General features: G+C 61.4%; 13 protein-coding genes and 1 pseudogene. 8 read left to right on the forward strand and 6 right to left on the reverse strand.

Annotated features, from left to right (window positions below; genetic code table 11):
* Nucleotides 1-118 precede the first annotated feature (118 nt).
* The 7 genes and pseudogenes from BLT00_RS24220 to BLT00_RS24250 all read left to right on the forward strand — a co-directional run bounded on the left by BLT00_RS24220 (nucleotide 119) and on the right by BLT00_RS24250 (nucleotide 7,110).
* On the forward strand, nucleotides 119-1,015 hold the full coding sequence (locus tag BLT00_RS24220; protein ID WP_092147794.1) for a 2-hydroxy-3-oxopropionate reductase: 897 nt from the start codon (nucleotides 119-121) through the stop codon (nucleotides 1,013-1,015).
* Nucleotides 1,016-1,103: 88 nt separating this feature from the next.
* Nucleotides 1,104-2,384, forward strand: a complete 1,281-nt coding sequence (locus BLT00_RS24225; RefSeq protein WP_092147791.1) for a glycerate kinase type-2 family protein — start codon at nucleotides 1,104-1,106, stop codon at nucleotides 2,382-2,384.
* Nucleotides 2,374-2,619: pseudogene (locus tag BLT00_RS24230) on the forward strand (pyruvate kinase); the annotation flags it as partial. The gene BLT00_RS24225 and the pseudogene BLT00_RS24230, both read left to right, overlap by 11 nt.
* Nucleotides 2,620-2,761: 142 nt before the next feature.
* Entirely contained in the window at nucleotides 2,762-3,676 is a 915-nt protein-coding gene (locus tag BLT00_RS24235; RefSeq protein ID WP_092147788.1) for an urea transporter, read from the forward strand.
* Between the two features lie 20 nt (nucleotides 3,677-3,696).
* Entirely contained in the window at nucleotides 3,697-4,521 is an 825-nt protein-coding gene (locus BLT00_RS24240; protein ID WP_063324829.1) for an ion transporter, read from the forward strand.
* A gap of 93 nt (nucleotides 4,522-4,614) precedes the next feature.
* Nucleotides 4,615-5,613, forward strand: coding sequence for a sulfate ABC transporter substrate-binding protein (locus BLT00_RS24245; protein ID WP_092147785.1), 999 nt, complete (start codon nucleotides 4,615-4,617; stop codon nucleotides 5,611-5,613).
* 294 nt (nucleotides 5,614-5,907) lie between these two features.
* Nucleotides 5,908-7,110, forward strand: a complete 1,203-nt coding sequence (locus BLT00_RS24250; RefSeq protein WP_063325244.1) for an MFS transporter — start codon at nucleotides 5,908-5,910, stop codon at nucleotides 7,108-7,110.
* Nucleotides 7,111-7,170: 60 nt separating this feature from the next.
* On the opposite strand, the gene BLT00_RS24255 is transcribed toward BLT00_RS24250, so the two are convergent.
* From BLT00_RS24255 to BLT00_RS24270, 4 genes are all read right to left on the reverse strand, one after another.
* Complete coding sequence (locus BLT00_RS24255; protein ID WP_003204476.1) at nucleotides 7,171-7,362, reverse strand: PLDc N-terminal domain-containing protein; 192 nt, start codon at nucleotides 7,360-7,362, stop codon at nucleotides 7,171-7,173.
* 71 nt (nucleotides 7,363-7,433) lie between these two features.
* Complete coding sequence (locus BLT00_RS24260) at nucleotides 7,434-7,964, reverse strand: hypothetical protein (protein ID WP_063324827.1); 531 nt, start codon at nucleotides 7,962-7,964, stop codon at nucleotides 7,434-7,436.
* Between the two features lie 230 nt (nucleotides 7,965-8,194).
* Nucleotides 8,195-8,713, reverse strand: coding sequence for an ankyrin repeat domain-containing protein (locus BLT00_RS24265; RefSeq protein WP_092147782.1), 519 nt, complete (start codon nucleotides 8,711-8,713; stop codon nucleotides 8,195-8,197).
* Between the two features lie 94 nt (nucleotides 8,714-8,807).
* On the reverse strand, nucleotides 8,808-10,646 hold the full coding sequence (locus BLT00_RS24270; protein WP_092147779.1) for a long-chain-acyl-CoA synthetase: 1,839 nt from the start codon (nucleotides 10,644-10,646) through the stop codon (nucleotides 8,808-8,810).
* Nucleotides 10,647-11,000: 354 nt separating this feature from the next.
* Between BLT00_RS24270 and BLT00_RS24275 the strand changes: the two genes are divergently transcribed.
* Nucleotides 11,001-11,279, forward strand: a complete 279-nt coding sequence (locus BLT00_RS24275) for a DUF3509 domain-containing protein (protein WP_003204481.1) — start codon at nucleotides 11,001-11,003, stop codon at nucleotides 11,277-11,279.
* A 205-nt stretch (nucleotides 11,280-11,484) separates the two neighbouring features.
* Here BLT00_RS24275 and BLT00_RS24280 read toward each other — a convergent pair whose 3' ends face one another.
* Together BLT00_RS24280 and BLT00_RS24285 are read right to left on the reverse strand one after the other, a co-directional pair.
* Nucleotides 11,485-12,018, reverse strand: coding sequence for an acireductone dioxygenase (locus BLT00_RS24280; RefSeq protein WP_092147776.1), 534 nt, complete (start codon nucleotides 12,016-12,018; stop codon nucleotides 11,485-11,487).
* A gap of 34 nt (nucleotides 12,019-12,052) precedes the next feature.
* Nucleotides 12,053-13,198 carry an MFS transporter gene (locus tag BLT00_RS24285; protein ID WP_092147773.1) on the reverse strand — a complete coding sequence of 382 codons (1,146 nt, stop codon included), beginning with the start codon at nucleotides 13,196-13,198 and terminating at the stop codon, nucleotides 12,053-12,055.
* Between the last annotated feature and the right edge of the window lie 7 nt (nucleotides 13,199-13,205).

Genomic DNA, 13,205 nt, shown 5'->3' on the forward strand with positions numbered 1-13,205 from the left:
GATTTTACCCGGCACGATTTCTGGGACCGCTTCGCGCCCCAGCGGGAGCAAGCTCCCTCGCCACAGGGACACCGAACCCAGAGACACCGGGACATCTAACAACAAGAGGATTTTTTTCATGGCTAAAATCGGATTCATCGGCACCGGCATCATGGGCCACCCCATGGCCCTGAACCTGCAAAAGGCCGGGCACAACCTGTTCCTGTCCCAGCACCACGACGCGGCCCCGGCCGACCTGCTGGCCGGTGGCGCGGTGGCTTTGGCCAACCCGAAGGAAGTGGCCCAGGAAGCCGAGTTCATCATCGTCATGGTCCCGGACACCCCGCAGGTCGACGACGTGCTGTTCCGCACCGACGGCGTGGCGGCGGGCGTGGGCGCGGGCGCGGGCAAGGTGGTGATCGACATGAGCTCGATCTCCCCCACAGCCACCAAGGCCTTCGCGGCGAAGATCAATGAAAAAGGCGCGCAGTACCTCGATGCCCCGGTCTCCGGTGGTGAAGTCGGTGCCAAGGCTGCGACGCTGAGCATCATGGTCGGTGGCGACAGCAACGCCTTCGAGCGAGCCTTGCCGCTGTTCCAGGCCATGGGCAAGAACATCACTCTGGTGGGCGGCAACGGCGATGGCCAGACCGCCAAAGTGGCGAACCAGATCATCGTCGCCCTGAACATCCAGGCGGTGGCCGAAGCGTTGCTGTTCGCCTCGAAAAACGGTGCCGACCCGGCCAAGGTCCGTGAAGCACTGATGGGCGGTTTCGCTTCGTCGAAGATCCTCGAAGTGCACGGCGAACGCATGATCAAGGGCACCTTCGACCCGGGCTTTCGCATCAGCCTGCACCAGAAGGACCTGAACCTGGCCCTGCAAGGCGCCAGGGAACTGAACATCAACCTGCCCAACACCGCCAATGCCCAGCAAGTGTTCAGCACCTGCGCGGCCATCGGTGGCAGCAACTGGGATCACTCGGCGTTGATCAAGGGGTTGGAGCATATGGCCAATTTCTCCATTCGCGACAAATAAGCCCTGCATTCCCCTTGTGGGAGCGAGCTTGCTCGCTCCCACAGATAACCGAGTCGCTTCAGCCAATAATAAAAACCGGGAGCCCGCCATGTCGGTCGATCCGCAACAACTGCTGCGCGAGCTGTTTGCCACAGCCATCGACGCGGCCCATCCGCAACACGTCCTTGAACGCTACCTGCCCGGCGATCGCAGCGGCCGGGTGATCGTCATCGGTGCCGGCAAGGCCGCGGCGGCCATGGCGCAAGTGGTCGAGCGCTGCTGGCAAGGCGAAGTGTCTGGCCTGGTGGTGACCCGCTACGGCCATGGCGCGCCCTGTCAGAAAATCGAAGTAGTGGAAGCCGCCCACCCGGTGCCTGACGCCGCCGGCTTGGCCGTGGCCCAGCGGGTGCTGGAAATGGTCAGCAACCTCAGCGAAGACGACCGGGTAATCTTCCTGCTGTCCGGCGGCGGTTCTGCCCTGCTGGCCCTGCCCGCCGAAGGCATCACCCTGGCCGACAAGCAATCGATCAACAAAGCCCTGCTCAAATCCGGCGCGACCATCGGCGAGATGAATTGCGTGCGCAAGCACCTCTCGGCGATCAAGGGCGGGCGCCTGGGCAAGGCCTGCTGGCCGGCGACGGTGTACACCTACGCGATTTCCGACGTCCCCGGGGATCTTGCCACGGTCATCGCCTCCGGCCCCACCGTGGCCGACCCCAGCACCTCGGCCGAAGCCCTGGCGATTCTCCAACGCTACCAGATCGAGGTGCCGCCCTCGGTCCGCAACTGGTTGCACAACCCGGCATCGGAAACCGTCAAGCCCGGCGACCCGAGCCTGGCCCGCAGCCACTTCCAATTGATCGCCCGCCCCCAGCAATCCCTGGAAGCGGCAGCGGTAAAGGCGCGCCAGGCCGGCTTCAGCCCGTTGATCCTCGGCGACCTGGAAGGCGAATCCCGGGAGGTGGCGAAAGTCCACGCCGGCATTGCCCGGCAAATCGCCCTGCACGGCCAGCCGCTGGCAGCACCGTGTGTGATCCTCTCCGGTGGCGAAACCACCGTCACCGTGCGCGGCAATGGCCGGGGCGGGCGCAATGCAGAATTCCTGCTGAGCCTGACCGACAGCCTCAAGGGTCATCCTGGCATCTATGCGCTGGCCGGCGACACCGACGGCATCGACGGCTCCGAAGACAACGCCGGCGCCCTCATGACCCCGGACAGTTATCGCCGCGCCGCCGCGCTGGGCCTGTGCGCCAGCGACGAGTTGGACAACAACAATGGCTACGGCTACTTCGCCGCCCTGGATGCGCTGATCGTCACCGAACCAACCCGCACCAACGTCAACGACTTTCGCGCCATCCTGATCCTCGAGCCCCCCAAACATGACGCTTGATAAAAAGGTCAAGATCCTCGCGCCCCTCGGCCCCGCCACCCGCGGCATTGATGACATCCGCGCACTGGTGCAGGCCGGCGTGAACATCTTCCGCCTGAACTTCAGCCACGGCGAGCATGCAGACCACGCCCAGCGCTACCAGTGGATTCGCGAGGTCGAGCAGCAGCTCAATTACCCGCTGGGTATCCTGATGGACCTGCAAGGCCCGAAGCTGCGGGTCGGCCGATTCGCTGCGCATTGAGACGTTGATCTAATTTTCTGTGGCGAGGGAGCTTGCTCCCGCTGGGCTGCGCAGCGGCCCCTCTTTTTGACGGTTGCTACGCAACCGAGCGGGAGCAAGCGCCCTCGCCACAGTGCTCTCTTATCTGCGATCCATCATGCCCAACCATTTCTCCAACACCCACTGCCCCGACTGGGCCACCGCCCTGCTCAACGGCTTCAGCCAAGTCTTCCTCCAACGCCATCCGTTGTGCGGCCTGCTGTGCCTGCTGGCGATCCTGCTCACTGCGCCGGCCCTGTTCGGCGGCGCGTTACTGGGCGGGGTGGCCGGATTGCTCACGGCCCAGCGACGCGGTTACGCCAAGGCCGACCGGGAAGCCGGGCTGTTCAGTTACAACGGCATCCTGCTGGGCTTGCTACTGAGCCTCGCGTTGCCCTGGTCCGTCCTGTTGCCGCCGTTGATCATCGCCGCAGGCGGTCTCAGCGCGATGCTGACCCAGCAGTGGCTCAAGCGCAGCCGAGGCCCTCGATGCCTGCCCGCCTACACTGCGCCTTTTGTAGGGTTGGCTTGGCTGCTGATGAGTTTCACCCTGCCGCCGCCCTCAACCACCTCGATTGAAATGACAGTACCCAATCTGCTGGCCGCGCATTTGAGCGGGCTGGGCCAGGTCATGTTTCTCGGCCATCCAGCGGCCGGTGCGCTGATCGCCGCCGGTCTGCTGCTGGCCAACCGGCGCGCCGGCGCTTGGGCATTGGTCGGTTCCGCCGCCGGCCTGGCCTTCACCTTGTCGCAACATGAAAACGCAACCGCCCTTTGCGGGCTGGGTGGCTACAACCCGGTGTTGGTGGCGCTGGCCCTCAGCCAACAGGGCCGCCAAACCTGGCTGCCACTGGCGGGCATTCTCCTGGCGGTCATGCTTACCCCTGGTTTTATCGCCCTCGGCCTGCCTCCCCTGACGGCACCGTTCATCCTCGCGTGCTGGTTGATCCAGGCCACCGGCCGGGCGTGGCGCCAGGCCAGCCTCGACAGCACGCCTTGCGCTCTGCAGGGCAATCGCCCTAGGCTTCGCTGATTCCGGTTCAGGCGACGATTATGCAAAGCAGCAACAACTGGCGCGAACGCCTCTACGTGATCATTTTCCAGTCCGACACCGTCGCCGGTCGGCGCTTCGATAGCACCTTGCTGTTGATCATCCTCGCCAGCCTGGTGATCGTGATGCTCGACAGCATCGACAGCGTGCATAAAAACTACGCGGCCCTGCTGGCCGGTATCGAGTGGGGCTTCACCTTCGTCTTCATCGTCGAGTACGGCCTGCGCCTGTACTGCTCTCCCAAGCCGCTACGCTATGCCTTCAGTTTCTACGGGCTGGTGGACCTGCTGGCGATCGTGCCGGGGATCCTGGCGCTGTACTACAGCGATGCCCAATACCTGTTGATCATTCGGATCATCCGCATGCTGCGGATTTTCCGCGTGCTCAAGCTCAGTCCTTACCTCAAGCAAGCCAACTACCTGATGGCGGCGCTGCGCGGGAGCAAACAGAAAATCATCGTGTTCCTGGTCAGCGTCTCGACCCTGGTGACCGTCTTCGGCACGCTGATGTACGTCATCGAAGGCCCCGAGCATGGCTTTACCAGCATTCCCAAGGGCATCTATTGGGCTATCGTGACACTCACCACCGTGGGCTTCGGCGACATCGTGCCCAAGACGCCGCTGGGCCAGGTGGTGTCATCCCTGGTAATGATTACCGGCTATTCGATCATCGCTGTGCCGACGGGTATTTTCACGGCTGAACTGGCCACCGCCATGCGCGGGGACCAGCTCAAGCACGATTGCCCGGTGTGCAGCAAAAACAACCACGAACACGGTGCCGCTTTCTGCTCCCGTTGTGGCAATGCGCTGTTTAAGAAATTGGAATAAGCAAAGCACTTTTTGATGCTTGAAGGTCTATAGGCTTGCAGCTAGTGTGCTGGCTAATTGCCCGGAACCCCCGTTGATAAAAAGGAATTCGCAGTGAAGAACTTCTTTGGCGCCTCCCTTCTCGCCGCCGGCCTGACTTTTGGCAGCCTGGCCCAGGCCGCCCCGACCCTGCTCAACGTTTCCTACGACGTGATGCGCGATTTCTACAAGGACTACAACACCGCTTTCCAGAAGCACTGGCAGGCCGAGCACAACGAAAACATCACCGTGCAGATGTCGTTCGGCGGCTCCAGCAAGCAGGCGCGCTCGGTGATCGACGGGCTGCCAGCGGATGTCATCACCATGAACATGGCCACCGACATCAATGCCCTGGCGGACAACGGCAAACTGGTGCCCGAGAACTGGGCCACCCGCCTGCCGAACAACAGCGCGCCGTTCACCTCGGCCACGGTGTTCATCGTGCGCAAAGGCAACCCAAAAGCCTTGAAAGACTGGCCCGACCTGCTCAAGGACGGTGTGCAGGTGATCGTGCCCAACCCGAAAACCTCCGGCAACGGTCGCTACACCTACCTGTCGGCCTGGGGTTACGTGCTGAAAAATGGCGGTGACGAGAACAAGGCCAAGGCCTTCGTCGGCAAACTGTTCAAGCAGGCGCCGGTACTGGACACCGGCGGCCGCGCCGCGACGACCACTTTCATGACCAACCAGATCGGCGACGTGCTGGTGACCTTTGAAAACGAAGCGGAAATGATTGCCCGCGAATTCGGCCGCGACCAGTTCGAAGTGATCTACCCGAGCGTTTCCGCCGAGGCCGAGCCACCGGTCAGCGTGGTCGACAAGGTTGTCGAGAAAAAAGGCTCCCGCGAAGCCGCCGAGGCCTACCTCAAGTACCTGTGGTCGCCCGAAGGCCAGGAAATCGCCGCCGCCAACTATCTGCGCCCACGGGACCCGGCGGTACTGGCCAAATACACCGACCGCTTCCCGAAAGTGGACTTCCTGTCGGTGGAAAAAACCTTCGGCGACTGGCGCACGGTGCAGAAGACTCACTTCAATGACGGTGGGATTTTCGACCAGGTCTACAGCGGGCAATAAATCGCTGCCGATCCCCTGTGGCGAGGGAGCTTGCTCCCGCTGGGCAGCGCAGCCGCCCCAATAAAGCAGAATGCGGTCGGCCTGAAACACCTCGATGGCCGACCCAAGGGGCTGCTACGCAGCCCAGCGGGAGCAAGCTCCCTCGCCACAAAGGCCACCCTGCCTCCGCTCCAAACAAGGCGCTCGCTGCAACCATTAACGGCAAGCATGACCGCTATCAACCACAAAGCCTGTCGCAACATCCGGGAACACTTTAGCCTCACGCCATCCTTTCAATTGATCGACGAGATTGCCATGAGTGCTCATTCACCTACCTCGCCCGGCAGCCCCCTGACCCGCGGCATGGTCCTGCTCTTCGCCTTCTGCTGCGGCGCCATCGTCGCCAACATCTACTACGCCCAACCCATCATCGAACTGATCGCACCCGACGTCGGCTTGAGCAGCACCATGGCCAGCCTGATCGTCTCGCTGACCCAGATCGGTTATGCCTTGGGCCTGTTTTTCCTGGTGCCACTGGGGGACTTGCTGGAAAACCGTCGGCTGATGATCATCACTACCGTGGTGGCGATCGCCAGTTTGTTAGGGGCAGCGTTCACCGATCAACCGAACGTATTCCTGCTGGTTTCGCTGTTGGTGGGGTTCAGCTCGGTGTCGGTGCAAGTCCTGATTCCGCTGGCCGCACACCTGGCGCCGGAGCAGACCCGGGGTCGGGTCGTGGGTGGGATCATGGGTGGCCTGCTGCTGGGAATCCTGCTGGCGCGGCCGGTCTCCAGCATCGTGGCCGATCACTTCGGCTGGCGGGCCATGTTCATCATCGCCGCCGCGTTGATGGCCGCCATCAGCATCGTCCTGGCACTGACCGTGCCCAAGCGCCAGCCCGACCACAGCGCCTCTTATGGCCAACTGCTGGGTTCGCTCGGCACCCTGCTGCGCCAACAACCGCTGTTGCGGCAACGGGCGTTCTACCAGGCCTGCATGTTTGCCACGTTCAGTCTGTTCTGGACCGCCGTGCCGCTGGAACTGTCACGCAACCATGGCCTGTCCCAGACTGAAATCGCCTTGTTCGCCCTGGTCGGTGCCATTGGCGCCATTGCCGCGCCCATCGCCGGTCGCCTGGCGGATGCCGGCCATACCCGCATCGCCTCGCTGCTGGCGATGCTGTTCGCCAGCCTGAGTTTCCTGCCGACATTCATCCATCCGTTCTACAGCGTGATCGGCCTGGCGGTGACCGGCGTGGTCCTGGATTTCTGTGTGCAGATGAACCTGGTCCTGGGCCAGCGCACCATCTATGCCCTCGATGCCAAGAGTCGCAGCCGGCTGAATGCGCTGTACATGACCAGCATCTTCGTCGGTGGCGCCTTCGGCTCATCGATTGCCAGTGCGGTGTACGAACACGGCGGCTGGTTGTGGGTGGTGATCGTCGGCAGTGCCTTCCCGCTGTTGGCCTTGCTGCGCTTCTTGAGCACCTCGCGCAAGCGGTCCCTGGCTACGGCCTGAATACCCCACGCATAAAAAAGCCCGGTCGCCGTCAGCGCCCGGGCTTTTTGGTGGAGCGTGTCAAATCCGCACGTTGCCACGCGGCCCGGCAATCGCCCAGATGATCAGGCCCAGTACCGGCAACAGCAGGATCAGCAACACCCAGAGGATTTTCATCCCGGTTTCCGCGCCACTCTTGAGTACGTTGATAATCGCCCAGATATCGAGCGCCAGGATGATCAGGCCGACCAGGCCGTTGAAAGTGGAACCCATGGTGTCGCTCCCAAATGGTGATGTGCACACTTAGGATAGCGGGCCTCTGGCAAGGGTTCCGTTTTATTGCTTCAGACGTGGACCGCGACCTTGAGGGCTTCCAGGGAGGGCGCGGCGGCGATGCCGACTTCAGCACACAGTTCCAGCACACGCGGAACATCGTTGCCGTACACCAACACCATTTGCAATTCATCGTCGAGCAATTGGCTGAAGTTCATCAGCACGTAGCCGCCGTTTTCCTTGTTCAGGCTGCTCATCTGGATCTGGATGCGGTTGAGCGCGGTCAGGGCTTCGGTTTTCGCCAATTGCTTGGGCTTGAGGTTGAACGCCACGCCGGGGCCGAACGAGGCGACGATCTGTTCGAACAGGTCCACGTAGGTGTCGGCCTGGAACAGCACGGTGTCCGGCAGGCTGCCCACCACTACCCACTCACCCAACGGGATCGGAAACGTGTCGTCGTAGTTGATATCGGGGTTGGCCCCCAGGAAAGCCGTCGGATCGGCGTAGGCCTGGGCCGCTTCGTCAGCGATTTTCGCAATGTCCGCCTCGCCGAGGCAGCCGGAGCTGATTTTGCTGATGAGTTCGACGAGTGCGGCTTTCATGGGGTGGATCCTGTGGCGAAGGGTGTCTTGAGGGCGGGCAGGATAGCGCATCACATCGGTCGAGTCAGGCGTGGCGAGGGAGCTTGCTCCCGCTCGGCTGCGAAGCAGTCGTAAACCCGCCAAACAGCGGTAAACCTGACAGGTTGCGGTGGCTGGATTTTGGGCTGCTGCGCAGCCCAGCGGGAGCAAGCTCCCTCGCCACAAAAGCCGTCGGGATCTGCTCGGACCTTTCAGCCCAACATCTTTTCCAACTGCGCCGTGGTGTCCACCGCGCCCATGGTCTTGGCGGCATCCAGAGCCGAGACGCCGTTGGCATCCTTGGCTTTCGGGTCGGCGCCTTTGCCGATCAGGTAGTCGACGATTTCCACGCGGTTGAACATCGCCGCCATCATCAGCGCAGTACGACCATCGAAGGAGGCACCTTCCACTTGCGCGCCGCCATCCACCAACGCCGAAACCACTGCCAGGTCGCCCTTGAACGCCGCACCGGCAATCGGGCTCTGGCCGTTGTCGTTGCGGATTTCCGGATCGGCCTTGTGCTCCAGCAACACTTTCACCGTTTCCACATGCCCGTGGTAAGCGGCCAACATCAACAAGGTGTCGCCCTTGTGGTTACGCAGATTGGGCGGCAGGCCCTTGCTCAGCAACGCAGCCATCATGGCCGCATCGCCCTGGCGTGCGACGTTGAACACTTGCTCGGCAAACTCCGCAGCCTCTTCCGGGGTCATCTGGCGGCTTGTATCGGACATGGGAAACTCCACTCGGCTCTTCGCAAAGCGGCTAGTTTCCCGAGGGACCCGGGCGCTGTCATCCCTTTTTTCACTGTGCCTGTCATAGCCAGAATCAATAACGCAATTGTCCACCCTGAATCCGAACTGCCAGCTGCCGATCCACCCGCACGTAAGTATCGGTGCCCGGCAGCCAGGCGTAGACCGGCTCATCCCCGGTAACGCATGGATCGAATGCTTCGGCCTTGAGTCGAGTCTTCTGGTACTTGAAGGTGCCGGTGGTGTCCATTTTCACCTTGATGCGCAGGAACAGCGGCACGGCATAGGCAGGCAACTTGCCTTGCAAAAACTGCAACAACTCGCTGAAGTCCAGGGTCGCCAGGGACTCGGACGGGGTGATTGCCGCCATGCCGGCACGGCCATTGGTGCCGTTGATCTCCACGCCATAAGCCACCGCCTCGGCCACCTGCGGATGCTGTAGCAGCACATTTTCGACTTCCGTGGTGGAGACGTTTTCGCCTTTCCAGCGATAGGTGTCGCCGAGGCGATCAACGAACTGCCCATGCCCGAAACCAATGTTGCGCAACAGGTCTCCGGTATTGAAGTAACGGTCGCCCGGGACAAAGACATCCCGGCAGATGGTTTTTTCGGTCAAGGCCTGATCGGTGTAGCCATCCAGCGGCGCCTTCTCGTCGATGCGCGCCAGCAACAGGCCCGGTTGGCCCCTGGGCACTTTTTGCATGCGACCTTGCAGGTTGCGCAGCGGCAGGCCGCTGGCATGGTCGTACTGCACCAGCTCCCAGCCCATCAGGGAAAACCCGATGGTGTTGTCGAAATTCAGGATGTTGGTGAAACCGATATTGCCGTCGCTGGCGGCATACAGCTCACAGATATGGTCGATGCCAAACCGGGTCTTGAAGGTCGACCAGGCCCCGGGCCGCAGACCGTTGCCGATCATTTTCTTCACACCGTGGTGACGGTCATCGGCAGCGGCAGGCTGGTCGATCAGGTAGCGGCACAACTCACCGACATACCCCAGCGTGGTCGCCCGGTAGCGGCGCACGTCGCTCCAGAACTGACTGGCGCTGAACTTGCGCCGAATCGCGAACCCCGATGCCCCACAGATCGCCGCGCCCCAGCACACGCACAGGCCGGTGGCGTGGTACAGCGGCAACGTGCAATACACGACGTCGTCGGGCTGCATGTCCAAGGCGATCAGGCCGAAGCTGGTGGACGTGCGCATCCAGCGACCATGGCGAAACACCCCAGCCTTGGGCAGGCCGGTGGTACCCGAGGTGTAGAGATAAAAACACGGGTCGTTGCAGAAAACCTGTTGGCTGCATGCCGGGTTATCGCTTGGGTAATCCTCGCTGCCCGCCATCAGGTCGATGAAACCGGACGGTGCATGGGACGGGGTATCGGCGCAGTCCTGATCCGCCAGCCACCAGGTCCTGCTGCTCGACAGAGTGGTTCGCGCTCGTATGTCGTTGAAGGCCGCGCCCCGTTCATCCCCGACCACCACCGCGACCGGGTTGACCAAGGCCAGGCTGTGCACCAGCGCATCGCCGGTTTGCGAGGTGTTGAGCATGGCACTGACCGCGCCAACCTTGGCCATCGCCAGCACGCTGATCAGCAGCTGCGGCCGGTTCTCGATGAATATCGCCACGCAATCGCCCTTGCCGATGCCTTGGGCCAGCAGGTAATGGGCGATGCGATTGGCCTGCGCGTTGACCTGTGCATAACTCAACACCGTCTCGCCATACAGCAGTGCCGGGCCCTGGGGATTGCGTTGCGTGGCCTGTTCGAAGCACCAGCCCAGGCCGCAAGGCTGGGTCGGGTCCTGGACGTTGGCCTGCTTCATGCCTTTGACGATCCGGGGGACGGCTTTGGCAATGGCAGGCAGCTTGCGCAGCATCATGCCCCAGGTAATCGCGTCGCTGGGTGTACGACTCATGGTGATCTTCCCCGTTCGACCTCGTGGTCTCGGTTCTTGTTATCGGGCAGCAGATGATTTGGCTCGAAAGTACGCCGGCGATTGCGGCGCTGTACATGCGGTTTTTGCAATGTTTTGTATCCGCTGCCCGAGACAGGCGAAGCGTGAGCGCCGCAAAACGATTTGGTTCCAAAAATCATTGCCCGACCACGCAAAATGCAGGATGCACGATGGCTATTCATGCAAGATGCACGAAATCAAAAATACAGCAAAAACATAACTACTTGTTTTTAAAGGACTTTATATAAAGCCAAATGCTGGCACAGACAGTGCAACTTCCCCTCCACGGTTTGCCATACCATGGAGCAGTCAACTATGAACATGATTCAAGAAAAGTTTGCGTCCCTGTTTTCCAACTACGAAGTGACCACCCAGCCCCGCCCCGATGGCGGCATTCTGCTGACCTTGCGTAATAGCGACGGCAAGCTGTTCAAACGCACGATTTCCTATGCTCAACTGCACGCTGGGGATCAGTTGTCCTGGGCGATCAGCGCGATTCGTCGTGACCTGGCTGAACAGGCTAGCGAGTTGCCACAGATCACCTTGTTGCAGAGCCAGCATCGGTTTGCTTTGCCGACTTACCATAGCGCTTGAGCCTGCTGGCAAAACGCGATGCTGCTTGCTTGAAAAAAACGGCGCTTCTTTCAGAAATGGGAAGCGCCGTTTTTTTTGGGGCTTCTTTTGGGCGAGTCCGCTTTTGGTTCTGGTCTGTATATCCGTTTCTTCGGTAATGGCTGCTGACGGTTGCGCAGCAACGGATATACACACCCAAAAAACCTCACGGCACCACCCGCGCAGGTCAATCTTCCAGGCGAGGAAACCGGCGAGCAATATCATCCCCTGTAACCTCAGCAACCAACCCCTGCAAATCACCAGACAAGCGAATCGTAACGAAATGCGGCCGCTCCCCCATGTCAAACCAATGCGGCATACCAGCCGGCACCGTTATCAAGTCGCTCCTTTCACACAGCACCGCATAGACATAATCCCCAACGTGCAGGTTAAACAAGCCACGACCAGCAACGAAAAATCGCACTTCATCCTGGCTATGGCGATACTCATCGATCTCCCCAGCCTGTTCCGGCTGATCACTGCTGACACTGACAACATCGACCTCAACATAACCCCGCTCAGTCATCAACCCATCGATCTGCGCCTGGTAAGCCGCAATGATGTCCTCCTCACTGGCACCCGGCTGGATTTTCACCGCCGCTTCCCAACGGGCAAAGTGAATACCTTGTTCAGCCAGGGTCGCGGCAATGTCCTCGACGTGGGTCAACACTTTGTTCGGGATGTCAGGGCTCGAAACGTGATAGACGGACAGGCTGCTCATGACAAAGGCTCCAGCAAATTAACGGTTCGAAGGCTCATGGCCGGTCCTCTTGCATACGTGTGGCAATGATAACGGCTGCCGCGAAAGCCGCGAGGCTGGCGAGACTGAACGTCCAACTGGCCCCCAAGGCGTTCCAGCTATAGCCGGAATACAACGCGCCCAGGGCCCCGCCCGTGCCGGCCAACGCCGCATACAGCGCCTGCCCCTGGCCTTGCTGGCGAGGCCCGAAACTGCGTTGCACGAAATGGATGGCAGCGGCGTGAAAGCTGCCGAAGGTCGCCGCGTGCAGCACCTGGGCGAACAACAATACCCAGAGAAACTCGGCCAGCGAGCCCAACAACAACCAGCGCAACGCCGCCAGCAGGAAGCTCGCCAGCAGCACCCGGCGCACGGAAAACCGCGTCAGGATCCGGCTCATCAGCAGGAAGACCAGAACTTCCGCCACCACGCCGAGGGCCCAGAGCAGGCCGATCAACCCGCGACTGTAGCCCAGGTGTTCGAGGTGCAAGGTCAGGAAGGTGTAATACGGCCCGTGACTCACCTGCATCAGGCCCACACAGGTATAGAACGCCAACACGCCAGGGTTGCGCAGTTGCCGTAGGAACCCCTCCCCCGCGATGCGCGGCCCCTGCAATGGCTGGGCATTGGGCACCCAGAAGCTGGCGAGCACGATGCCGGCCATGATCAGTACCAGCGCCACCGGATAGACGTCCAGGCTCAGCCATTCGAACAAGCGGCCGAGCACCACCACGGTGATGATGAAACCGATGGAACCCCACAGGCGGATCTGGCTGTAGCGCGAGGCCTGCCCGCCCAGATGGGCCAGGGTAATGACTTCGAACTGCGGCAACACCGCGTGCCAGAAGAACGCATGCAGCGCCATGACCATCGCCAGCCAGGCGTAGCTTTTATAGATGAAGATCAGCGAGAAAGCCAGCAGCGTGCAGATCGCGCCAAAACGCACAATCGCCAGGCGCCGGCCGGTGTAATCCCCCAGCCAGCCCCAGATGTTCGGCGCCACACAGCGCATCAGCATGGGAATCGCCACCAGCTCGCCGATGCGCGCCGCATTGAACCCCAGGTGATCGAAATACAGCGCCAGGAACGGCGCCGTCGAACCGAGCAGCGCGAAATAGAACAGATAGAAACTGGAGAGCCGCCAGTACGGCAGTGCCGCCATGGTCGTC

The sequence above is a fragment of the Pseudomonas sp. NFACC51 genome (assembly GCF_900103575.1).
In the GTDB taxonomy this organism is placed as follows: domain Bacteria; phylum Pseudomonadota; class Gammaproteobacteria; order Pseudomonadales; family Pseudomonadaceae; genus Aquipseudomonas; species Aquipseudomonas fluorescens_Q.